The sequence below is a fragment of the Paenibacillus oryzisoli genome (assembly GCF_001653565.1).
Classification (GTDB): Bacteria; Bacillota; Bacilli; order Paenibacillales; family NBRC-103111; genus Paenibacillus_E; species Paenibacillus_E oryzisoli.
This window is the reverse complement of the sequence record NZ_LYPB01000050.1, coordinates 134,237-158,406: the sequence shown is the minus strand read 5'-3', so window position 1 is coordinate 158,406 and position 24,170 is coordinate 134,237. Positions and strand designations below refer to the sequence as shown.

Annotated in this window: 16 protein-coding genes and 1 pseudogene; 15 read left to right on the top strand and 2 right to left on the bottom strand. The window is 45.2% G+C overall.

Going from position 1 to position 24,170, the window contains the following annotated elements; translation table 11 throughout:
• Positions 1-105: 105 nt before the first annotated feature.
• Positions 106-4,122: an S-layer homology domain-containing protein gene (locus A8708_RS08755; protein ID WP_204787494.1), complete on the top strand. Its 4,017-nt coding sequence runs from the start codon at positions 106-108 to the stop codon at positions 4,120-4,122.
• Here A8708_RS08755 and A8708_RS08750 read toward each other — a convergent pair whose 3' ends face one another.
• Positions 4,123-5,049, bottom strand: coding sequence for an AraC family transcriptional regulator (locus A8708_RS08750; RefSeq protein ID WP_068663126.1), 927 nt, complete (start codon positions 5,047-5,049; stop codon positions 4,123-4,125).
• Positions 5,050-5,202: 153 nt separating this feature from the next.
• On the opposite strand from A8708_RS08750, the gene A8708_RS08745 reads away from it, so the two are divergent.
• From A8708_RS08745 to A8708_RS08680, 14 genes and pseudogenes are all read left to right on the top strand, one after another.
• Positions 5,203-7,332 carry a beta-galactosidase gene (locus A8708_RS08745; protein ID WP_068663125.1) on the top strand — a complete coding sequence of 710 codons (2,130 nt, stop codon included), beginning with the start codon at positions 5,203-5,205 and terminating at the stop codon, positions 7,330-7,332.
• A 1-nt stretch (position 7,333) separates the two neighbouring features.
• Positions 7,334-8,431 (top strand): type I phosphomannose isomerase catalytic subunit, encoded by a 1,098-nt coding sequence (locus A8708_RS08740; RefSeq protein WP_068663124.1) that lies wholly within the window; start codon positions 7,334-7,336, stop codon positions 8,429-8,431.
• A gap of 24 nt (positions 8,432-8,455) precedes the next feature.
• Positions 8,456-9,457 carry a zinc-dependent alcohol dehydrogenase gene (locus A8708_RS08735; RefSeq protein ID WP_068663123.1) on the top strand — a complete coding sequence of 334 codons (1,002 nt, stop codon included), beginning with the start codon at positions 8,456-8,458 and terminating at the stop codon, positions 9,455-9,457.
• Between the two features lie 52 nt (positions 9,458-9,509).
• Positions 9,510-11,312: a cache domain-containing sensor histidine kinase gene (locus tag A8708_RS08730; RefSeq protein ID WP_068663122.1), complete on the top strand. Its 1,803-nt coding sequence runs from the start codon at positions 9,510-9,512 to the stop codon at positions 11,310-11,312.
• 4 nt (positions 11,313-11,316) lie between these two features.
• Positions 11,317-12,384 (top strand): response regulator transcription factor, encoded by a 1,068-nt coding sequence (locus A8708_RS08725; protein ID WP_068663121.1) that lies wholly within the window; start codon positions 11,317-11,319, stop codon positions 12,382-12,384.
• Between the two features lie 128 nt (positions 12,385-12,512).
• On the top strand, positions 12,513-13,481 hold the full coding sequence (locus A8708_RS08720) for an ABC transporter permease (protein ID WP_068663120.1): 969 nt from the start codon (positions 12,513-12,515) through the stop codon (positions 13,479-13,481).
• 13 nt (positions 13,482-13,494) lie between these two features.
• The gene (locus A8708_RS08715; protein ID WP_068663119.1) at positions 13,495-14,376 is read left to right on the top strand and encodes a carbohydrate ABC transporter permease; all 882 of its coding nucleotides are present in this window, start codon (positions 13,495-13,497) and stop codon (positions 14,374-14,376) included.
• Between the two features lie 63 nt (positions 14,377-14,439).
• Positions 14,440-15,984 carry an extracellular solute-binding protein gene (locus tag A8708_RS08710; RefSeq protein ID WP_068663118.1) on the top strand — a complete coding sequence of 515 codons (1,545 nt, stop codon included), beginning with the start codon at positions 14,440-14,442 and terminating at the stop codon, positions 15,982-15,984.
• Between the two features lie 97 nt (positions 15,985-16,081).
• A complete protein-coding gene (locus A8708_RS34755; protein WP_157264624.1) occupies positions 16,082-17,899 on the top strand; it encodes a galactose-binding domain-containing protein in 1,818 nt (605 codons plus the stop codon).
• 20 nt (positions 17,900-17,919) lie between these two features.
• Positions 17,920-18,741, top strand: a complete 822-nt coding sequence (locus A8708_RS08700; protein WP_068663117.1) for a sugar phosphate isomerase/epimerase family protein — start codon at positions 17,920-17,922, stop codon at positions 18,739-18,741.
• 27 nt (positions 18,742-18,768) lie between these two features.
• Positions 18,769-19,632, top strand: a complete 864-nt coding sequence (locus tag A8708_RS08695) for a sugar phosphate isomerase/epimerase family protein (RefSeq protein WP_068663116.1) — start codon at positions 18,769-18,771, stop codon at positions 19,630-19,632.
• Positions 19,629-20,642, top strand: coding sequence for a hydroxyacid dehydrogenase (locus A8708_RS08690; RefSeq protein ID WP_068663115.1), 1,014 nt, complete (start codon positions 19,629-19,631; stop codon positions 20,640-20,642). The genes A8708_RS08695 and A8708_RS08690 overlap by 4 nt, the downstream gene beginning before the upstream one ends.
• Before the next feature lie 19 nt (positions 20,643-20,661).
• Positions 20,662-21,642 (top strand): aldo/keto reductase, encoded by a 981-nt coding sequence (locus A8708_RS08685; RefSeq protein WP_068663114.1) that lies wholly within the window; start codon positions 20,662-20,664, stop codon positions 21,640-21,642.
• Between the two features lie 45 nt (positions 21,643-21,687).
• Positions 21,688-22,453 (top strand): annotated as a pseudogene (locus A8708_RS08680) (hypothetical protein); the annotation flags it as partial.
• A 608-nt stretch (positions 22,454-23,061) separates the two neighbouring features.
• On the opposite strand, the gene A8708_RS08675 reads toward A8708_RS08680, so the two are convergent.
• Positions 23,062-24,090, bottom strand: a complete 1,029-nt coding sequence (locus A8708_RS08675; RefSeq protein WP_082927369.1) for a transposase — start codon at positions 24,088-24,090, stop codon at positions 23,062-23,064.
• Between the last annotated feature and the right edge of the window lie 80 nt (positions 24,091-24,170).

Genomic DNA, 24,170 nt, shown 5'->3' with positions numbered 1-24,170 from the left:
GGTTGAAAATGACTGATGTTAGTACTTGGGCATCGGATGTATTGGACGAACGCTGAAAACTATTTGGATAGTGAAGGGATGGGTAGAGTAGTGCTAAAAAAGGTAATGGCAAGAATCGCTTGTTGGATATTGGTATTTTCCATGATGGTTCCTATGTTTGACACAGGAGCAGCTGTGAGAGCAGACGAGGTAAGTGCATTTGAGAATTTCATTAGCAGAAAAGGCGATAAACTGATGGAAGGCACGCAGGAATATCGATTTATTTCGACGAATATGCCAGATGTTCTACAAATCATTACTGATAAAAAGTTTGAATCGAATTCTCGGATTCGGTTGCCGAATGAGTATGAATTAAGAGATGCCGTTCAGACGGTCAAACAAATGAATGGCAGGGTCATGCGGACGTTTGTTATCACGGTGGCGAATGGATCAGATCCAAATTATATGGTCAATGCAGCTATCGGTGAAAATGACATCGCTTTCAATGAGGATGCCATGAAAGTTCTTGATAAGCTGCTGCAAATTTGTAATGAGCTTGGGGTGCGTGTCTACATTCCATTGGTTAATTACAATGAAGGTGTGCGAGGCAGTACCGCTACATATGGTGAGCAATTCTATACGGTGGGCAGTCAGGCTAACATCAGGTTTAAGAAGATGGTGGAAGGACTTCTGAATCGGACGAATACATTCACTGGTACCCGCTATAACGAAGATAAAGCAATTATGGGTTGGGAGTCAGGGAATGAGCTCGTGATGAATAATTTGCCTGAACGCAACACTTGGTTGCATGATCTGGCGGCTTATGTGAAGCTAGAAGCCCCGAATCAGCTATTTATCGACGGACGGAATAAGCCAGATGATATATATAAATTTTCCGGCGGAACGATGGTCCAGAACTATGATGAATTCCTCAATGATAACAATATTGATATTATGTCCTACCACACCTACGTAGGTCTGACGGGTCCGGTAACGGATACGGCTATCCCCGCTGGAGTTCGTACGAACACAAATGGCGATATCGGGGCGACTAACACGCTGAAATTTTTCAGGGAGCTCACGAAAGGAAAGAAATCGTTGGTCGTTGGTGAAATTGCCATGTATATGGCCCCAAGTACACTGATTACATTTCTGGATGAACTGATTGCAAACGGTACTTCAGGGGCGAACTGGTGGGCGACACGGTTCCATAATAGAGATGGAGGCTTCTATAAGCATTCTGACAATGGCTCGCAGTTTGAAGACTTGAATTGGCCGGGATTCCCAGATACAACAGCATATTTGCCGGAAATCAGTAGTGAAATCGCGATTCAGAAGACGCTCAGTGAGAAAGCATGGACGATCATGGGGGGAATAGGCGCAACGCCGGTGCTGCCTCAACCCGCTGCTCCAAATTTACTACCGATTCCAGATATAGGCCATATTTCTTGGCAAGGATCGACTGGTGCTCAGAGTTATGAGGTGCAGCGCGGAAGCTCAGTCAATGGTCCTTGGACGGTTGCTGGCGTTGTGTACGATAATCTGCCAACGTATACAAGTCTCTTCAATGATCGTGAGGCAAAGGTTGGAAGTACGTATTATTATCGAATCTTTGCAAAAAACAGCAGCGGCGTTTCATTGCCATCGAGCGTCTCCCCGCCTATTGCGGTTGAACGCCAATGGCTCGTTGACGAGTTATTCGATTTAACGAAGTTGCATGCAAGGGAACCGAATGCAGTCATCTTCAAATCTTACGCAAATACGTCCAATCAAGAGGACTTGGGTGTTCTACGAAGTATTAACGGTACTTCCACAAGCGTGCAATATGCAATAGGAGGCAAACTGACCAAAGTCAATGTTTATGTTTACGATGCTCCTGGAAGCGTTTCCCTGTTTGGATCAGTGGATGGTCAGTCCTACTATGATTTGAATGCAACAAAGTTAACGTATGAAGGAGAGAGCAGAACCAGGTACATTTATTCCGGACAATCAGATTATCGATTCCTGAAGCTGGAATTGGACGGTAAAGCTATCGTAGGAAGATTAGAACTTGAATATGCACCGGACGACGTACTGGCTCCAGAACCCGAGACGATTGCTGCTTATCGGAATCCGAGTAGTGTATTGGAAGCAGAGTTGTTTACTTATAATGAGAATGATTTTAGTGTATCCGACGTAATGACGAATAACAGAGGCGTAGTGAAGGTCAACCAAACCGGCGGCTCCAATAACGCAGCAAGCAATAAGCGCTTCAGCATTGTTGATTTTCTGCAGACGGGCGACTATGTGGTCTTCTACGCCAATCTGGAAGCGGGTACTTACGACCTCAAACTGGATTACGATTCCCGGGCGGCACGCGGGAAGTTCCAAATGTCCATCCTAGAGCCAGGTGTTAGCGCTGAGGAAGCAGGAACCCAGGTGGGCGGTGTCATTGATGCTTACGATCCGGGAGGCGGCGTCATCAAATCAACTGAATTCGGGAAGGTTACTTTCTCGCAAAGTGGGCGATACGGATTCAAGTTTGTCAGTATGGGTAAAAATAGTGCTTCTTCCAACGTGAAGATCGGACTTGATGTGATTAAGCTGATGAGCGACAATGTATCGCCGACGGTCACGGAGGCAACGTATGCCACCTTCGACGATACACCTGTCCATGGCAAGTTGACGGCGAATGACGCGAACAGCGATGCACTTACTTACTTGGTAATTAACCAACCTGCTGCAGGTCATCTAACGGTTAATGCGGATGGTACATTCCTCTATACGCCAGTGCGAGGTCAGAATGGGCAATTTGCATTTAAATGGAAGGTCAATGACGGCTGGATCAATTCGAATACGGCACAAGTGATATTTAATGTCACGGCAACCGATGGCGGTAATAGCAGCCCTGGCGGTGGCGGCAATAGCAACAACGGTAATCCGAATATGAAGCCTGCTTGGAAGGAAATCATCGATAGCCGCGATGGTCATACTGTGGTGTCGGTGAAGGTAGATCCAGACGTGTTTGATCAATTAGTTGAAGCAGCAGGCGAACAGGGGGAGGTTCCGTTGGTGATTGCCAATAAAGGTGACCGTGTCGTGATAGACATGAACGGATCCTTGCTGGCAAAGTTAAAGGTACATTCGAGTACGCTGAACATAGTGACGGAAGCCGGTTCCTACCGACTGCCTGTGAAAGATATGGATTGGGATGCCATCGCTGCGCAGTTAGGTGGTAAAGTTGATCTGACTAGTATCAACGTTCAGTTCAGCATAAGTCGTTTGAGTGAGAGAGAGGCCAATGCAGCCGAGCAAGAGGCGACTCGGATGGGCATCAACCTGAATGCCTCCCCGGTTAACTTCGAAGTGACGTTAACGGCAGGCGATCAAGTTCTTCCGATTCATCGTTTCCTTGCCTATGTGGAAAGAATGATTCCGCTACTCCCAGAAAGCGCAGGGAATAAGACCGTTAGTGGTATTCGGATTCTGCCAGACGGTTCATTCCAGCACGTTCCGGCACGATTGGTTGAAAAGAATGGTCAAACCAACGCGGTGCTGAGCAGCATGACGAACAGCACCTATGGTGTTGTAACGAGTGCAATTACATTTAAGGACGCTGAGCCCCATTGGGGGAAAGTCGAAATTAACGAACTGGGTTCGCGATTAATTGCAAAAGGAACGCCAGGCGGATTGTTCGAGCCTGACCGGCAAATTCAGCGTGCAGAGTTTACAGCTCTATTGAATCGCTCGCTTGGTTTGGAAGCTGAGCAAACAACAATGACGTTTCACGATGTGAATCCGGACGATTGGTTCGTGAACGAGGTAGGAACAGCTCTTGGATATGGGTTGATTTCAGGTTATGAAGACGGTAGTTACAGACCTAGCGAGGTGATTACGAGGGAGGAAGCTATGCAGGCCTTGGGTAAGGCTGCTAAATTAGCAGGTCTTGGTATGTCCATTGCCGACGAGGAATTATCCTCACTGCTACTTCCGTATAAAGATCATTCGCAGGTCGGAAGTTGGGCACGTTCTTCTGTTGCTCTTATGGTAAAGCTGGGTATCGTTCAAGGAAGATCGGAGCGATTGGAACCCAAGGAACCGATTACACGTGCTGAAGCAGCTGCCATGATGGTTCGCTTTCTTCGCACGGCTCACTTGATCTAATCAGTCCCCCTCATCCGTTCTTGGAGGAGGGGGTGTTTGATTATTCGAGTTTTTACGGAATTGCGCGGGCGTGGTTCCGGTGATCTTCTTGAATATCCGATGAAAGTGCGTCAAATGATTGAACCCGGTTCGGTAGGCAATCTCTTCGATGGTAGATTCCGTTTGTTGCAGTTGCTGCATAGCGGCGTTCACTCGCAGATCGTTCAAGTGCTCGACGAACGATCGTCCCATCATCCATTTAAACATCGTACTGAAATACGCAACAGACATGGCAGCTACGGAAGCAGCTTCCGAGAGCTTTATTTCTCTATGATAATGTTGTTCTATATAAGCCAGTGCAGCTTCAAAATATTTGCGATTGTTCTTAAGCAGTTGTTCCTCTGGCCGTTGTTCAACAAAACGAGCGTATTCCCGACCGGCAATGACAAGCAGCCGCATCAGATCGGCTTTGATCATCAGGGCGAAACCATCGTGCTGCTCGGCTACCTCGCGGAGCATACCGCTTATCAAGGACTCCGTTTCCCGTTGGCCCTGAACGGTGAGATTTAATTTCGGCAGCAACATATTATTGAGCGTGACGAACGGCTGGTTGAAAATAAAATCTGTAAAGGTTTCCATGCTACGCAATGTAATCAGACTGGAATCCAACAGATGTGGCATAAAGTCAATCAGGACTAGCTTAATTTCTTGTCCTTGGATGACTTCGATCCGGTGTTCGAATTGGGGAGGGACAGAAAATAAATCCCCCTTAATCAATAGGCAGTCTTTGCCATTTAGTTCATGCCGGCAAGAACCTTTAAGGACATAGCAAACCTGGAAGTATTCATGCGCGTGAGGAACAATGTCGTGCTGGAACGACTCGTCGCGAACCTCTATCTTGAATGGAAAGATTGGATCCATGAATTCTTGATATTGAAAATATCGCATATAGGACTCCCCGATGTCAGGTTGGTAATATATTTGAAGTTATTGTAATGCAATTCTAAAAAAAATGCTATGAATAACCAAAAAAAATGCATAGGATCTGGGCACGCTGTGACATACAATGAGAGCCTAAACTTAGCAAAAAGGAGCTGCCTCATGAAATCCCAATCTACTTTCCATTATGGTGCCGTCTTCAAAGTTCAACGCGATCACTCGCGAGAGCATATCCGAAATCAACTGAATGCCATGAAGGAAATCGGTATGAATACAGCTGTTATCTGGCCGTCCGTTTACTGGTGGGAAGATCAATCCCTTCCACGATATCCGTATAATACGGGGCATTATATTCTGCAAGTTGCGGAGGAAATCGGACTGAAGATTATTATGGAGTTGTCTGGCCAAATAACAAGCCTTGAGTATGCACCGGATTTCGCAATGAAAGAAGAATACTTCGCTGTGAAATACGAAGGCACTTATACGAACGACTTCTTATACTTTGGGTATCTGAACTATAACCATCCGGAGCTTAGTGAAATAATTAGAAAGCAATTTGCGGAAACAGCTCGTCAATATAAACAATATACATCGTTGTATGGTTATGACGTCTGGAATGAAACGATGTTCGAATCCTATGATGTCCATACACTTCAGAAGTACAGAAGGTGGCTTGCGAACAAGTACGGTTCGATTGAAGTGTTAAATAATACCTGGGATCGGGTGTATCGCAGCTTTGATGATGTTCAGTTTAACCGATGGATGTGGTCAAGCGTCATGCCAGTTGTGGATTATCATCGGTTCCATAAGGAATCAATCGGCATGTTTTTGCGGGAATGGGTTCAAGCCGTGAAAGAGATTGATCCATCGCATCCGATTATTGCCGATAACATTCATTCCATGGTTACCGAGGATGCCTCCTTCAATCGGCCACAGGATGACTGGAATGTGGCGGAGCATGTAGACGAGTTCGGCATTTCGCTGTATCCGAAAACGACACCAAACCCTATGCCGCCACATAAACGTTGGCTTGTTCTGACAGGCTCGCATTCTGCTTCGAAGACGGGCAGATTCTGGATATCTGAGCTTCAAACACATATCAAGCACATGTACAATCCTGAAAGTGCCGTAACGGCCAAGGAACTGGAGTTATGGGTCTGGGAAGCAATTTCACATGGAGCCAAAGGTTTAATCTATTGGAAATGGGATCCCTTTAACACAGGGCTGCAAACCGGAGGGCGAGGCTTAGTTGACTATCAAGGAAGGTCAACTCCAAGACTTGAAGCAGCCACCCGAATTTCAAACATACTGAAGATGCATGAGTCAGCTTTTACTTCCTATGAACCCGAGAAGCCGAGGGTTGTTATTTTGTTCGATAAAGATGCACATAACTTTAGCAAAGCGTATATGGCGGGATATAAGCCTCATGCGCCAGACAGTATTTATTTGGATTCGATTTCAGGCCTTCATCAACTGCTATGGATGTTGAATATACCTGTGAAATTGGTGACACCTGAGGATGTAAAGCAAGGGGAGTTATTGCCAAATCAGATTCTGTTCATGACGAACCAGGTGTCTATGAGCGATAGCTTAGCAGAAGCTATTCATAGGTTCGTATCTTCAGGGGGAACAGTTATAGCTGATGGAAAGATGGGAGAAGTGGAAGACAACGGTATACTCCATACCCAGCAACCTGGCGGCCATCTGAATGACATGCTCGGCTGTGAGTTTATAGATATCGATGCGGAGCAGCTGGATTTTGTATGGAAGGGTGATCCGAAGGATGAAGCAGTCTATCCTGGTTATTTCGAACGAAAAACATTGACTATTACAAGTGATGAAGTAGTGGTTAAGGGAACCTTTAGGGATGGAGCGCCAGCCTTTCTTGAAAGAACGATCAACAAAGGTCGGATTTATGTGATCGCAACACACCTATGGTATGGCTATTATAAGGTACGCCGTCCGGATACGCTTGCCTTTATGGAGCGTTTCGTGCAGGAGCTGGGCATACAACGATTGTCGATGGAACATGGCAATACAAGAATTAAGCTGTTGAAGGGAGTCGGCGATGCGCTATTGTTCGTATTTCATTATGGTCAAACGTGCGAAACCGTAAATATACAACTCGACATGGGGGAAGGCAGCTATCGCATTGAGAATGTATACTCGGGTGAGATAAGTTTTGCAACCTCACGAACGGAACAATTGAATCTGAATGTAGCTGTCGAGGCGAATGGCGTAACGATTCTGAAACTCAACCAAGTGGCAGACACGATGAAAGGGGACGAATGAATTGAATCTTCAAATAAGTAGACCGTGGAAGCTATTGTCGAATCGGGTTTGGAGAACCTATACCGGTGGAGCCGTGCTCAATCAATGGCAACAAAATGGCATCCCCGAAGATAATCATTTTCCTGAGGAATGGATTGCTTCCGTTGTCAAGGCGCGCAATCCCGGCAGGGAGAAGCAGACGAATGAAGGCTTAAGTTGGTTGAAGACAGAAGGGGAACCGCTTCTCCTGACTGACCTGATTCAATCAGACCCAGAAGGCATGTTGGGGACGGATCATGTGCGCAGATACGGCACTCACACAGGAGTGCTCGTCAAGCTGCTGGATTCCGCCGAAAGGCTTACGATCCAAGTGCATCCGGATAGGAGCACCGCAGAGCATCTTTTCGGTTCGCCATTTGGTAAAACGGAAGCATGGTATGCTCTTGGGACAAGGCAGATCAACGGTATCAATCCATATGTCCTATTAGGTTTTAAGCCGTGGGTAACGAGGGAACACTGGGAAGCGCTGTTCCATCGTCAAGATATTGAAGGCATGATCAATTGTCTCCATAGAATTGACATTAAGGAAGGTCAGGTCATACTGGTCGAGGCAGGAATACCACACGCCATTGGACCTGGATGCTTTCTAATGGAAATTCAAGAGCCTACCGATTTTACGATCCGAGTTGAACGCGTAACACCATCGGGGTTGCATCTGGAAGATCACTCTTGTCATCAAGGTCTAGGATTTGATCAAATGTTCGATTGTTTCCATTATAAGACTTATGAACTACATGAAATCATCGAGAAATGCTTTATAAAGAGTCGGCTGTTGTCAAGTCAGCCGGATAGCAGAAGCAAGGAGTTATTGGGACGTGAGCGCTGTGCTTACTTTTCTATGGATGAGCTTGAAGTCTCAGCTACTCCTACGATTATTCCTCCCCAGCCAGGATATAGCGTGGGCATCGTTGTGGAGGGAATGGGTGAGGTAAGATGGAAGGGAGGATTTGAAACCCTTACTCAAGGAGATTGCTTCTTTTTTCCACCGCAAATTGAAGACATGCACCTAATTAGTAATGAACATGGCTTGCGTTTTGTCAGATGTTATCCGCCTGACTAAAATAGTAACGTGGGGGTTAAGTTCTTGAGGCGAATACAAGCATTCGGACCCAAAGATTTACGAATTGTAGAAGTAGAAGATCCTATACTGAGTTCCGAGAATAGTGTACTTGTCGACATTCAAGCTTGTGGGATTTGTGGGTCAGATAAATGGTACTGGTCAGTGAAGAGTCCTGCCGCAATGATTGCAGGACATGAGGTCGCAGGGCGCATCCGCGCTGTTGGAGACCAAGTGCATCATCTAAAGGTAGGAGATCGGGTAACGATTAATAACGTGCAAGGCTGCGGATATTGCGGAGAATGCATGGCGGGGCGTTATGTGCGCTGCGCTAATGGGATTGTCCATATTGGAAACGGTTTTTCCGAAAGAATCGTTGCTCCCGCCAGAAATTGTCTGAAACTTAATGATGCAATTAGTTATGTGGAAGGAAGCCTGATTTTCGACAATTGGGGCACACCTTATGCGGCCATTAAGCGGGCTCAAGTAAAGCAAGATGACCTGGTGGCCGTTATCGGCTGTGGGCCAATTGGGCTGGCAGCTGTAGCTTTAGCTAAGAGCTTCGGAGCAAGGGTAATGGCCATTGATCCGCTGCCTGAACGGTTGGAAGCCGCTGCGGCATTGGGGGCGGAGGCTGTCTTTCATCCTGCAGATAACCCAGAGGGGGGATTCAAGGAGCAGGCGGAGACAAGTGGTATCAACGTCGTCCTGGAGTGCTCTGGGAAAGCAGCCTCCTATGAATTGGCCCAGTCTCTGCTGAAGATTGGAGGCGTGATGATTGCAATTGGTGAGGGCACGGCTTTTACGTTAACTCCCAAAACTTTGATACACAAACATCTGACTTTCATTGGAAGCCTCTATGCGACGATGCAGGATGGGGAGGAGATTCAACAATTGATAGTTAAAGGAATTATCAAACCCATGTCCATCGTCACGCATACATTCAGTATGGAACAGCTGCGGTCTAGCTTCGGAGATATTGTTGAATTCCGTCAAGGACTCATTAAGGCCGTCATGGTAATTAAATAGGGTAGCAAAAATTCATTGTTTGAATCATACTAGAAAAAAAGGGGGAGATGGCATGTTAAAAAAGATAAGAGGGTCATTGAAATGGAAATTGGTGCTGCTCATCTCCTCCCTTATTTTCGCCATTATCGGTGTTATCGGTACTTTTAGTTACCATGAAACTTCCAAAACGATTCAAGCGGATGTACAACGCTTTGCGAATCAAATCATTGAGCAGTCTAATTTAAATTTAAGTCGATACTATATGGATAATGAACGTTTCTTTTACACGATTGCCGGAAGTAGAGAATTTCGAGAATGGTCGCTGATTGAACGGGACAACCGCTATGATCAGCTTGATGTATACAGACAGATTGAGGCACGCTATATCGAACCTTATATTACGTATCATCCAGAAATCTTATCAGTCGATATGTATAGTCTTAACGGAAATGAAAGTGTATATCGAACGGGAAGAATAGATTATGATCTGATATTAAATTCTGAATATTCATTGGCTGAGGAGCATGCACTGCTCAATTTAGATTTTAATAGAGAGAAGCAAATGGTTGTAAGTCGGAATGCCAATTATACGAACGGAACCGGCAAGCCCGTTGTGACGCCTGTATTTACGTTCATTCAACGATTCCAATTCTCCTTTGAAACCGTTTACCTAGCGATGGATATTTCATTAATCCCTACGCAGAAGATTTTACAGCAAATCAATTTGGGTAAAGAAGGCGAGAGTTATATCCTCGATGAACATGGAACGATTGTGGCGAATAAGAATCCTTCGATTATCGATACGCAGTTGGATCCCTCTTTATTATCCCAAATCAGTCATTCAAGAGAGGGCGCTGTTTTCAGTTCCGACAGTGAACAACTGGTCGTATATCAGACACTGCAGAATACGGCTTGGAAAGTACTTGTTACGATCCCGTACCGTGAGGTGGCCAAGAGCATATATAACGTTAGAAATGTTACATTGTGGACAGCCATCGGAAGTTGGATTATCTCGCTAATTCTCGTGATTATTATTTCTGATTCCGTTACTAAGCGGCTAAAGGAGATGAGAAGAACAATTAAATCAACGCGTACCGGGGGATTGAATGTACTCATGGATATTTCGGGGACAGACGAAGTGGCGGAGCTGGCAAGGGCGTATAATCTTCTTTTGCATAGTCTAGAGAGCAATATTCAGCAGTTGACCGAAAGTCGTGTGATGCAGCAGGAGGCGGTATTATCCGCCCTGCAATCGCAGATTAATTCGCACTTTCTTTATAATGCGCTGGAATCGATCAATTCATTGGCCAATCTGTCAGGTAATGAAGAAATTAAGGAAACGACGATCGCTTTATCGTCTATGCTTAGATATACATCCAACTATAAGGATACGGTGGTTACGCTTGAGGAAGAGATTGCCCATCTGAGCAACTTTTTAAGCATTATTGGTATCCTATATGCAGATGATATTGAATCTCATATCGAGCTCCCTGACGAATTGAAACGTGTACGGTGCATTAAAGCCATCATTCAGCCGATCGTTGAGAACAGTATTAAACATGGGTTCGAGTCAACGGGCCAACCCATGCGTATTCAGATTATTTGTTCACTATACGGAGATTCATATCTGAAAATTAGTATTATCGATAATGGAATGGGATTCACAGAGAGTAAACTAGCAGCGGTACAGCAAATGCTGAAAGTGGATTCAGAACAAAATTATAAGCAGGGTTCGAGAATTGGTCTTCGTAATGTACATAATCGACTGCGTATGCGCTATCCTCAGCAGGAGACCGGTGTATCGGTAGAGCAACATTCGAATGGGCGCACGGAAGTCAGTATGATCTTTCCTTTGCAAATAAGTAAGGAGGATTGAGCAAATGCACGTTCTAATCGTAGATGACGTTCGGCTAATTCGTAGGAGCATTGCTAAGACAATTGAACCCTATTGTGAGTCTGTTGTCACCGAAACCAATGGCGAGACAGCACTTCAGTGGTTGGAAAATCATTATATTGATGTATGCATAACAGATATTAAGATGCCTGTTATGGATGGTTTGGCTCTCATTGAGCAAATTAATGAGAAATATCCATGGATGGCTACAATTGTTGTATCCAGCTACGATGAATTTGAATATGCGAAGCAAAGTATCCAGCTTAATGCACTAGAGTATCTTCTCAAACCAATAGGCGAAGCCAAATTGATAGCTGGTTTGGAGAAGGCGAAGAGGAGACTTGAGATTCAGAGAGAGCAATTGGCGGCACAAATTATTGTAAATCACCTGCCACAAAGTAGGAGATTTATTGATCGATGGCTGGAGCATGTACAGAATGCGAATGAAACAATTCCAATGTTAATTGTGGAAACGTTGGAATTGCTGGAATCTTGGATTGACAAGAATTATTATTTGTTGCGGCCGGTGAGCTATTTATGGTTGAAAGCCGTTACCGAACAGTTGGAGATTTCGGAGTCGCTGGACATTACCGATTTAAAGGAACCAGACTTGGTTAATTTGCAACCGATTATGAATATACGTCATTACTTCCGCCTATGTGCGGTTCATACCTTAGAAATCGGCTCACAACGGATATTGGAAACTTTAAGGGGGAGCAGAGATTCCCAAACGAAGAAATTAGTTAAAAAGATGAGAGCTTATATTGATTTTCATCTGAATGAAAAAATAAATCTGCAAGAATTGGCTGATCTTGTTTTTATGAATAAGACTTATATGTGTACCCTATTCAAACAAGAAACGCAGATGACGGTATGGAATTACATCATCGCTGAGCGAATGCAGCAGGCAAGAAATCTTCTCCTAAATGAGGCCTTAAAAATCTATGAAATTGCTGACCGAGTAGGTTATGAAGATGTAGATCATTTCACAACGTTGTTTAAGAGGCATTATGGATTAAGTCCATTGGAGTATAAACGTAAATTAAAGGCATAATAGTTTCCGAAGATCGCCCCCCTAAATTAAGTTATTGTCCGGTAGTATGCAAGAATCCCTTGCTATACAATTGAGACAATAAGTGAAAGGGGAGCGATCGTTTTGATTCTACGCCAAGTGATACCAACATGAAACAAGTACATGCAACTGCATTGGTAAATCAGCCAATTCAAGAGAGGAAATCGTATCGGGAGGCTTCATTTCTTACATTTGTACTTAAGAACAGAGCGTTGTACATTATGCTATTGCCAGGTATTCTGTTCTTTCTAGTATTCCGCTACGTTCCCTTAATTGGAAGCGTTATTGCTTTCAAAGATTATAACATTTTCGCAGGTATCTGGCGAAGCGAATGGGTAGGTTTTCAATGGTTTGAACACTTGTTTACGTATCCGCAATTTTCAAGGTTAATTAAGAATACGCTCTTGATCAGCTTGTATCAAATTGTATTCGCCTTTCCAGCACCCATTCTGATTGCTGTCTTGATGAATGAATTGAAGTCGGTGTTGTATAAAAGGACGATTCAAACTGTATTGTACCTTCCACATTTCCTTTCCTGGGCAATCATTTATGGACTTGCCTATATGATGTTCTCCGAGCAAGCCGGCATGCTGAATCAGCTTGTTCAAGCTTGGGGAGGGGAAAAGCTACAGATTCTACAGTCACAAGAATATTTCAGAACATTAATTGTGGGTGCTGGCGTATGGAAGGAAATGGGATGGAGCGCTATTATTTTCTTGGCGGCATTAGCGGGAATTAGTCCATCTCTGTACGAAGCAGCAAAGATTGACGGTGCAAATCGCTGGAAGCAATTCCTGCATATTACACTACCTGGTTTATTGCCTGCTATATCCATTCTGTTGCTGCTGAAAATCGGTAATATTATGGATGTTGGATTTGAACAGGTTTACGTTTTCTTGACACCTCTGACAATACCTGTGGGAGATGTACTCGATACCTATTCGTATCGTATGGGTATTATAAGTGGTCAGTACAGTCTCACTACCGCTATTGGAATTTTCAAATCAGTTATCGGGTTCGTACTTCTTGTATTAGCCAATAAGGTGAGTAAGTCTACAACTGGAGAAGGCCTATACTAAGGGGGACAAGGACATGAAACTGAGAGGCTCCATTGGAGAGAAAAGCTTTGATGTATTTAATATCATCTTATTGTTGGCAGTGAGCTTGGCAGCGATGATCCCCATTTTACATGTTATAGCAGGTGCGTTCAGCTCGAGTCAGGCGATTATTGAGAATAAAGTGTCAATATGGCCGGTCAATGTAACGTTGGAAAACTTTGGTATCGTTGCTAATACGGCTTCATTCTGGAACGCATTATGGATGACGATTAAGATTTTATTAATTGGTACCAGCTTAAATATGTTTCTGACCATTCTAACGTCATATCCGTTATCTAGATCATACTTACGAGGTAGAAAAACTATTTTTCTGCTTATCATATTCACGATGATCTTTCAAGCTCCCATGATTCCAATGTATCTTGTCGTGAAAAGTTTTGGCATGATCAATACGATTTGGTCAGTTATCATTCCCGGGGCCATTAGCGCGTTTAACTTGATGCTGTGTGTTACATTTTTCAGATCTGTTCCGGAAGAGCTATTTGATGCTGCTAGGGTGGATGGCATGGGTGAATACCGGGTCGTCTGGAATATAGTGGTCCCTCTGTCCAAACCAATTATCATGACACTGCTGCTGTTCTATGCAGTGGGTCATTGGAACAGTTATATAGGGCCGTTAATTTATTTGAACGATAAATCTATGCAAACGCTTCAATTGTATGTCTACGCACTCATATCCAGAGGCAGGAGTAATGATCTATTGGGAGCTACCTCCTCGGAGGCAGCGATGACATTGCTTCCAGAAGCACTTGAGATGGCCACAATTGTACTAGCGACAGCGCCGATCGTCATTATTTACCCTTTTATTCAAAAATATTTTATCCAAGGCGCTACTTTAGGATCGGTTAAGGAATAAGGTTCAGGATGTGGGCGAAAGCCTTAACATACATGGCTTTAAAAAATATAGGGAGGGTTAAACATGAAGAATACGAAGAGAGTGGTCGCTTTTGTATGCATGTCTACCATTTTAGCGACAACTGCATGCACAAGCGGGACCAAGGAACAAGCAACGGCAACATCAGGGGCTGCTGTCTCACAGGCACCTGTAACACCAGTCAAGATCCGGGTATTCGAGACAGACAACAACTACACGGTTCCGACAACGATCAAGGATGACCCGACATTTCAATATGTCATGAAGAAGACAAATACGAATCTGGATTGGGTGTTTCTCCCCCACAATGATTATGCCAATCAACTTCGCATCAAATTTGCAAGCGGTGACATTCCTGATCTTGTTCAGGATTGGGGCATCAATACCGATCTAATGTCGAATGATCAAATTCTTCCACTGAATGATTTGATTGACAAATACGGTCCTAACTTAAAAGCACAAATACCCAAATTTGTTTGGGATGGCGTGACCATTAATGGAAAGATTATGGCAATTCCGGAAGGACCCTCAGGGAATACCCCTTCAGGCCGAGTCATCTTTGTTAGAAAGGATTGGATGGACAAAGCGGGTATTAAAGAAATTCCAAAGACACCTGACGAGTACTTGAACATGCTGCGAGCATTTCGCGATACGGACTTGAATGGAAATGGAAAGAAGGATGAAATACCATTTATCGCTCGTGAGAACTTTACTTGGATGGAGAACATTTTCGGGATGTTCGGTGTTAATCCGTATACGTACAATGAATACAATGGAGAAATTCTACCTGGTTATGTACACCCGAATTTCAAAAAAGCGATTGCATATATTAAAACCATGATGGATGAGAAGTTGATTGATCCTGAGTTCTTGACAATGAAGCGTAATGTCTGGGAACAAAAGATTCAGAACAATCAAGTGGGTTCTTGGAATCATGTGAATGAGAACGCATGGGATTGGCAGAACAAGTTAAATCAAACTCAGCCGAATGCAGGCGCAAATGTCATTGCAATTCCCACGCCGAAAGCCCCTGGTGTTGAAAATGCAGGTCATCATATGCTGCCGTATCGACATACATTCTTGATTACGAAAAAGGCAAAAGATCCGGCCGCCATTGTCAAGATGATGGACTGGATGATTTCGGAGGAAGGTCAGAAGTTCGTTTACTTTGGCCTGCAAGGCGTCACTTGGAAAGAGGATGGCGGCAAAATCAGCTATGACATCGAGAAGGATGTTGCAGATAAAACATCACCATGGCGTCCATCTTCCTTTAATCTAGTCGGATATAATAAGAATCTATTAGGCGTGCAAGTTGGCGATAAAGCGATTGAAAAGTTAGATGAAGTCTACCAAATCGCTCAGAAAGAGGGTATTCCGAACTTATTACTCGGTGCTCCCGATTTCAAATCAGTCAAGAAATTCCCCGATTTAGCACGTGAAGGAAATATGTGGATGGAAGCAGCTTCGCAAATTATATATAACAAGAAGCCATTGGATTATTTCGATGAGTTCGTTAAGAATTGGAGAGCTCAAGGTGGCAACGAGATTGTGAAAGAATATACGGATTGGTATAAAGCAAACAAAAAATAATTAGCCATAAAGAACCAGCAAAAAGAGAGTCTTCTTGAAAGGCTCTCTGCCCTTCGTTCGTTTGTATCTAATCATTCATAATGAGGAGCTGATAGTTGTGCCAGGTACTATTTCAAAGGGGTTGAATCGTTCTTCGTTTGTCATCATGATCACTTACCTACTTACTCTAATTTTGTTGTCCATTTGGTTTGCAGGTCGGGCGGAAGCTGCACCAGTAAATGTGTCTCAAGGGAAAGCAACGACTGCTTCTGGTACTTCCGGAACGTCAGGCAACGCCGTGGACGGCGATTCGGCTACGAGATGGTCCGAGCAGAATTATCCACAATGGATTCAAGTTGATCTAGGTCAGACATACAGCGTTTCTACATTTGAACTAGCACCTTATCAGGATAGAGCCTATCGTTACAAAATCGAAATTTCAACCAATGGGATCACATACACCCAAGTGGTGGATCGTACCAACAATACGACAGGTGGCAGCTTACTTAGCGATCAGATTAGTGCGGCGAGCGCGAGATATGTGCGAATGACCATCACCGGGGCTTACAACTATACGGGTGGGTGGGCAGCAATAAATGAGTTTGGTATCTTAGGTGAGTCTGGAGCTGCGCCGGTGAATGTATCCCAAGGCAAAGCAACAACTGCTTCCGGGACATCGGGCACATCCAGTCATGCAGTGGACGGAGATACCGTGACAAGATGGTCTGAGCTCAACTACCCCCAATGGATTCGAGTTGATCTTGGGCAGTCGTACAGCATCTCCAAGTTCGAGCTAGCGCCGTATCAAGACCGAGCCTACCAATATAAGATTGAAGTATCAACGGATGGCACAACCTACACGCAAGTTGTGGATCGAACGAGCAATACGACTGGAGGCAGCTTGATCAGCGATACGATTAGTGCGGCCAATGCGAGATATGTGCGAATGACCATCACTGGGGCATACAACTATGTAGGAGGATATGCTGCAGTGAATGAATTTCGAATATTTGGAACAGGGGGGACAGGGATGGTTACTCCTAAACAGAAAGTGATCAATTATCTGAACTCGATCAGTGGTACGAATATCATTTCTGGGCAGCATAATGACCGAAAATCTGTGGATGATCCGGATTTTCTAACAGATAAGATTCACACAGTTACCGGCTTAATCCCTGGACTTTGGAGCGGTGACTTCAGTTATGATTCACGCATGACTGGCAGGTGGGGAATGATCTATGAAGCTGAAGAGCAATGGAACAGCGGTTCGCTTGTTAATATTATGTGGCATGCTTGTCCTCCGACGCAGTCAGAGCCTTGCAACTGGGATGGTGGCGTGAAATCTGCGTTAACCAATGCGCAATGGACCGAACTAATTACGAACGGCACAACGTTAAACAATGTATGGAAAGCGCGAATGGACCAAATTGCAGTTTATCTGCAGTATCTGGAAGATAAAGACGTTGCCGTGCTATTTCGTCCGCTTCACGAAATGAATCAAGGGAATTTCTGGTGGGGTGGCAGACCTGGTGCTAGTGGCACCAGCAAGTTGTATCAAATTACACACGATTATTTGACGAATACGAAAGGGCTAAGTAATTTGGTTTGGGTGTGGGATATGCAGGATCTCTCCCAGGATATTGCCGATTACAATCCGGGAAGTCAATACTGGGACGTCTTCGCATTTGATATCTACAGTAACGGCTACAATCAAAGCTGGTACGATTATTTACTTCCCATCGTCGGCAGCAAGCCAATGGCGATTGGTGAATGCGCACAGCTTCCTTCCAGCTCCGTCTTGAATTCACAGACACGATGGGTATTCTTCATGGGCTGGGCCGACTTGGTGTTCAGCGATAATACAACGCAACAGATTATTAATACCTACAACCATTCCAGGGTTATCAATCAGAATGAAATGCCTGGTTGGAATTAAGAACATGTTGGAGTGAACTAATGCGAATCGGAGCGCCGTTACTAAAGCAAGTGAAAGATCCTAAGGAGTGGACTAACGAACATCTCAGGAGAGGTTACCTTGCTGCTTACTGTCCGGACCTTACGATTCAAGACACAGCTGAGATTCGAGCGTATCGACAGGCAGCCCGTGATGCGGATATTGTCATAGCTGAGGTGGGGGCATGGAGCAACCCGTTAAGTGACGATGCTGCCATTCGCCAGTCTGCATTGCAAAGATGCAAGGAACAATTGGCACTGACAGAAGAAATTGGGGCGATCTGCTGTGTGAACATCGCGGGATCACGCAGTGCACAGTGGGATGGGCCCCATCCCGATAATTTCACGCCAGATACGTTTGCTCTAATCGTTGATAATGTACGTGACATCATAGATGCCGTTAAGCCAAAGACGAGTTATTTCACCTTAGAAGTGATGCCATGGATCTTCCCTAATGACGCCGAAACGTATTTATCGTTAATGAAAGCCATTGATCGCGAAGCATTCGGTGTTCATTTGGATCCGGTTAATATGATTGCAAGTCCCGCACTTTTTTTTCATAATCGCAAGCTGCTTCTGGAATGTTTCATGTTATTAGGACCGTATATTCGGAGTTGCCATGCAAAGGACGTCGTGCTTTCAAGTGAGCTAACTGTTCATCTCAGTGAGGTAAGGCCAGGCTTAGGTGGTTTGGATTATTATACCTATCTGAAGCTCCTGCGTTCTCTTAACCGAGATGTCCCCCTTATGTTAGAGCATTTGTTAGACGATGAGGCTTATCAAGAAGCGGCGAAATTCATTCTCTACACAGCAAGTAGGATATAAACAAATTATGGAGTTCAGGAGAGCATCATGCGCAATTATGTTTTCAGTACACTGCCATGTGATGGTTGGGAAACGGAGCAATTCATTCAAGCTTGCAGACAGTTCGGGCTTCGTGGTATCGAGTGGCGTGACAGAGGTGATCAGGTCTGGTCCGAGTTCTCCGCTAAGCAGAGTTGGCGCCAAATGGTTCAATTGCTTGAGGAGAAAGATATTGCTATTGTCAGCATAGGATCCAGCATTTGTGTCAAAGGGAATGACCAGGATCGTCAACAACTGGAGTCGTTTAGGTCGATAGCTGAGGCTGCGGGTATTGCTGGTGCAAAAGGCGTTCGCATTTTTCTTGGCAATTTTGCGGCCCGACGAGATGCCCCGCGTGAGCTGCTGGATCATGGTGCCATCGTACGATGGCTGCAGGCAGCATGTGATATGGCCGAAGCGGAAGGCACTTCCGTATGGATTGAGACGCACAATGAATATGCGACAGGCAGGGTGCTGCGGGGACTGCTAGAAGAAGTGGAGCGGCCCAACTGTGAGATTATTTATGACATCATTCATCCGCTTGAGGATGGTGAATCTCCCGAGGAGACGATTGCACTGATTGGAGATCGCATCGCGCATGTGCATGTGAAAGACGGCGTTCCATCGCCGGATCCTATTCAGCACGCTTGGAAGTATACTCGCCTGGGTGAGGGGGAAATCCCGTTGAAGCAAATATGCAGTCTTCTGGATCAGCGGGGCTATCGAGGCAACTATTCACTTGAATGGGAATCGAAATGGCGTAGTGAACTTCGCGGTGAGGGGATGGCATTCGAGCAAGTACTTGAAGTGTACGTACCTTATATGGAGCGGATCTTTGATTCGATCATGCATGAGAGAGGTAGACAACGATGAGCAGACGACCTCGAACGTTAATCACGGTTACGAATCCGGACCTCAAAAAAATGCTGTTCAATCAAGCTTCCATCGACCTGCTTACTTCGTTCTCCGACGTTTATTGGCTGGAGGAGGGGCGGAAGTATCACTCCGAAGATATCGAGTCTATCATTTCCACCTTTGATGCTGCCATTACGTCATGGGGTTCGCCGAAATTCACGGAAAGCGTCGTGAAGCAAGGAGGGGATCTCTCCTTCATCGGTCATGCAGCAGGCTCTGTTGTTTCGGTTACGGAGGAAGCCGTCTACGATGCCGGTATAAGCGTCGTTAGCGCTAATAAGCTGCTGGCTCGTTCGACCGCAGAATCAGCCGTCGCTATGATGCTGGCGGGCAACTGGCATTTGCGCGCTTATGGGGACTCCCTCCGAGGCGGGCAATGGACTGTCAATAGTCGTGAGACGGTGCCAGGTCTCTATGGTCAAACCATCGGCCTAATCGGTTACGGGGATATTTCGCAAGAAGTGATTCGGTTGCTCCGTCCGTTCGGAGCGCGCGTGCTCCTGTATTCTCGTTATTGTTCGCAAGAGGAGGCTGAAGAAGCGGACGTGCGTTTATGCTCTCTAGATGAGCTGCTTCGCTCGTCTGACATCGTATCGCTGCACAGCACTTGGACACAGGCAAGCGAGAACATGATTGGCGAGCAGGAGCTTGCGACCATGAAGGACGGGGCCTTATTCGTCAATACCTCCCGCGGGCCACTTATTCAGGAGGGGGCTCTCCTTATGGAGCTTCAAAGCGGCAGGCTGCGAGCTATGCTCGATGTGTACGTGCAGGAGCCTCTACCGAAAGATCATCCGTTTTTAATATTGTCGAATGCATGGTGCTTTCCTCATATTGGCGGATTTAATCGAAAACTGAAGTCCGGTATGGGGCGTTATATTATAGACAATCTATATCTTTATTTAAGTGGAAGTAGCCCGGAAGGGCTAATTACAAAAGAACGCTTCAAACGCATGACACAGCAATAAGAATAAGGAGCATTAAGCGATGAAATACAAATACTTAGGACGTTCTGGTTTAAAAGTTAGCAAATTATGCCTGGGAACAATGAACTTCGGCGTGGATACGGACGAGAAAGAAGCATATCGAATCATGGATGCCGCACTTGATGCAGGGATCAATTTCTTCGATACGGCGAACATTTATGGCTGGGGTGAAAATTCGGGTCGTACCGAGGAAATTATCGGTCGCTGGTTTGCTCAAGGCGGCAATCGAAGAGAGCGTACTGTTCTTGCTACTAAGTTTTATGGAGACATGCACGACAAGACTGATGGACCGAACCAAGGAGGGGGGCTGTCCGCCTACAAGCTTCGCCGTCATTTGGATGCTTCGCTACAACGCCTGCAAACCGACCATATTGAGCTGTATCAGATGCACCATGTGGATCGCAATGTGTCCTGGGATGAAATGTGGGAAGCATTTCAAGTGCCGATCTACCAAGGGAAAATTGGCTATGTGGGTTCAAGCAACTTTGCAGGTCGAGATTTAGTAAAAGCACAATACGAGGCTAAAACGCGTCACCTACTCGGTCTTGTATCCGAACAGCACAAATACAGCTTACTTTGCAGACTGCCTGAGCTAGAAGTGCTGCCCGCAGCGGAAGAACTGGGTATTGGAGTCATCGCTTGGAGTCCACTAGATGGCGGTCTTCTTGGCGGAAATGCGCTTAAGCCAGTAGATGGATCGAAGAGAGCCAGTCACCCTGAAAGGGCGGAAAAGCATCGCGCCCAGCTGGAGGCTTTCTCGAACTTATGCAAGGAGCTTGGAGAGAGCGAAGCGAATATGGCATTGGCATGGACACTCGTACGTCCTGCCATAACGGCGCCCATTATAGGGCCACGTACGCTGGAACAACTTCAAGGATCGCTTCGTGCGATTGAAATCGAGCTGGATACATCCATCTTGGAGAAATTGGATCAAATTTTCCCAGGTCCTGGTGGAGATGCTCCACGCGCGTATGCTTGGTAATTTTCTGGGGAATTATCTAAAGGAGGAGCCTATAGAACCAACACGGATTGGTGGACTTCCGGTTTCTGGCCTGGTCTGTTGTGGGTCATGCATGACGTAACAGGCAAAGATCACTACAAAGATAGCGCTTGGTCTTGGGATGCCCAAATCGAACCTTTCTGTCTCTACTATTCTGGGCGAGCGAGATATCTGGCGACCCGCGCTTCAAGCAAATTGCAGTACGCCACGCGAATACGGTTCTGAAGTATTTTATCCGGCCGGATGGCTCTGTTGTGCATATAGCCAGTTTTGACCCGGAGACAGGCATATTTCTTGAGACACTGCCCGGCCAAGGATACGGCCCGAACTCTGCATGGAGTCGTGGGGCAGCATGGGCGATCTACGGTTTGGCTAATACTTACCGGTATACCGGGGAGCTCCGATATCTCGACGCAGCGAAGCGGGCAGCGCACTTTTTCTTAGCTGCTCTGCCGGAGGATCAAGTGCCACCTTGGGATTTTCGTACCGAGTCCGAGAATGGCGAGCCTAAAGACAGTTCGGCTGCGGCAATTGCTGCATCAGGACTGCTTGAGCTGGCGAAACACGTGCCACAGGTTGAAGCTCATCTGTACCACAGGAGAGCAGAGCGTATTCTGCAGGTGTTGAGTGAGGGTTACGTTGCGTGGGAAGACGAAACGTACGAAGAAATTTTGATGCATGGCACGGGTCACAAGCCTGCCGGGCAAATATCGATGTATCGTTAATATATGGAGATTTTTTCTATGTGGAAGCAGTAGCGAAGTTACCACAGGTCAAGGAACCCGTGGTATAAAAAAAGAGATTTTCTCATAAGCGAGAAGATCTCTTTTTTTTTTCTACGACTGACCAATTAACACACAAAACTTGTTTTCTGCCTCTTTAAGGTATTTTGCTGGATTTCTTCTGAACCGACGACGATTGGTTGTTTCCTGTAATCGTAAGGACCACCGTTGTCTTTCGGTATGAAAAGTTTCATAGGTAATGCTTTGGAGTCTGCCTACTAAGTTTTTTTGTCGGAGTGCGTCATCAACAAATACAACAAATTCTCCGGAGCGAACGATGTACTCGTTCCAACTTCGAAGTCCTGTCATTCGCCGATGGCGTGTTTTCGTTTTTCGAAAGAATCTCTCGTGGTCATTATTTGTACGGGGTACATGTAAATGGTCATAACAAGTAAAAAGCCCTTTCCAGAATCCCTTCGTGTAACTTTTCAGATTAGAAACCATGATTTGATCAGTTTCTTTGGTATAGGTTAAATCTACCCACTGTAGCAAACACTGCATGTGAAATCGTACTGAATCACTACTTTGGTCGTCAGATGGATTTAAAATATCTGCTACGTACTGGAGTGGAAGTGACCAACGTTTTACATCTTCGTACAGTACGCTAAATTCATTTAGTTTACTGAATATTCTGATTATGTTTTGAAGTGGAGAGGGCTCTTTTTTTACTCAGGCAGCTTTCAAGCGATGCCTGTATAGCTTCTGATGTTTCATAGATTCGAAGGCCTGGCAAATCCAGCGGTGGATTACCATCTTCTAAAAGAACAGAACGTACCGCAGCTAAATAGTCTCTTGCAACTTCGGCTTCTTCGGAGACATCTTGTTCTAGCTTTCTTTCAATAGCACGAATACCGCGGAGGCTTTTCTTAATACCGGTTTTTAATTTTCGATCTAGATCCACGATAGGCTTGGCAATATCTTTTAAATAGTGATACTGACAATACTGATATGGAACTTCTGGTAGCAGTGATTCCATAGCTAGACGAATAGACTGCTGTCCGTCTGAAACAATACCGATGATAGTAAAACCTAAATCGATAACAGGTTGAATGAGGCTCTTCAGTTCTTCAGCCGAACTACTCTTTACGCTTTTTGCGACAAGAATTGTCCCACTGAACACTTCTCGAACGACATAAAGAGTCTCATTTCCTTTCTCAGGTTGCACACCATCCATGGAGATCATAATTCCTCCATGTTGCAGGGCAACACGCTGAAGCTCGTCCTTCACAAATTCAGTTACACTCGAACGTAACAGTGTTAGGTAGCGTTCATACAATCTTTGCGAATTACGCTCCGATGTGGACACACCGCGCTCCGTAAGTTCTTCGGTGATTTCTGCAATGGTCATGTGTTGCTTGAAGCGAAGTTGACCAACTAAGGCGAGTACGTCAAAACCATACGAAGTATGCTTCATAGCAAGCAAAGATGCTTCAGCAGATTTGTAGTATGTTTTTGGAAATGCACAACTTGGATTAGAACAAACATATGCCATATTCCAAGCTTGGATAACACCATTTAGTGTGGATATATTTTTCTTCCAGGCCGTATGACTACGCTTCAGTTTTGTTCCGCAATGAACACAGCTAGAAAATTCAGGTTGGAAGTAAATTTTTCTTTCAGGAATGATCCGATTCTTCGGTAATGGCATGAGAAAACCTCCGTAAAAGTATGTCTTAAATACTTCAACAGAGGTGGTTGGAAATCCTTGTTAGTTGATTGGTCAGTCGT

Bases quoted from the DNA above. Each gene is read 5' to 3' on its own strand.
- A8708_RS08755 (WP_204787494.1), top strand. From the start codon at position 106: ATGGCAAGAATCGCTTGTTGGATATTGGTATTTTCCATGATGGTTCCT.
- A8708_RS08750 (WP_068663126.1), bottom strand. From the start codon at position 5,049: ATGCGATATTTTCAATATCAAGAATTCATGGATCCAATCTTTCCATTC.
- A8708_RS08745 (WP_068663125.1), top strand. From the start codon at position 5,203: ATGAAATCCCAATCTACTTTCCATTATGGTGCCGTCTTCAAAGTTCAA.
- A8708_RS08730 (WP_068663122.1), top strand. From the start codon at position 9,510: ATGTTAAAAAAGATAAGAGGGTCATTGAAATGGAAATTGGTGCTGCTC.
- A8708_RS08725 (WP_068663121.1), top strand. From the start codon at position 11,317: ATGCACGTTCTAATCGTAGATGACGTTCGGCTAATTCGTAGGAGCATT.
- A8708_RS08720 (WP_068663120.1), top strand. From the start codon at position 12,513: ATGAAACAAGTACATGCAACTGCATTGGTAAATCAGCCAATTCAAGAG.
- A8708_RS08715 (WP_068663119.1), top strand. From the start codon at position 13,495: ATGAAACTGAGAGGCTCCATTGGAGAGAAAAGCTTTGATGTATTTAAT.
- A8708_RS08710 (WP_068663118.1), top strand. From the start codon at position 14,440: ATGAAGAATACGAAGAGAGTGGTCGCTTTTGTATGCATGTCTACCATT.
- A8708_RS08700 (WP_068663117.1), top strand. From the start codon at position 17,920: ATGCGAATCGGAGCGCCGTTACTAAAGCAAGTGAAAGATCCTAAGGAG.
- A8708_RS08695 (WP_068663116.1), top strand. From the start codon at position 18,769: ATGCGCAATTATGTTTTCAGTACACTGCCATGTGATGGTTGGGAAACG.
- A8708_RS08690 (WP_068663115.1), top strand. From the start codon at position 19,629: ATGAGCAGACGACCTCGAACGTTAATCACGGTTACGAATCCGGACCTC.
- A8708_RS08685 (WP_068663114.1), top strand. From the start codon at position 20,662: ATGAAATACAAATACTTAGGACGTTCTGGTTTAAAAGTTAGCAAATTA.
- A8708_RS08675 (WP_082927369.1), bottom strand. From the start codon at position 24,090: ATGCCATTACCGAAGAATCGGATCATTCCTGAAAGAAAAATTTACTTC.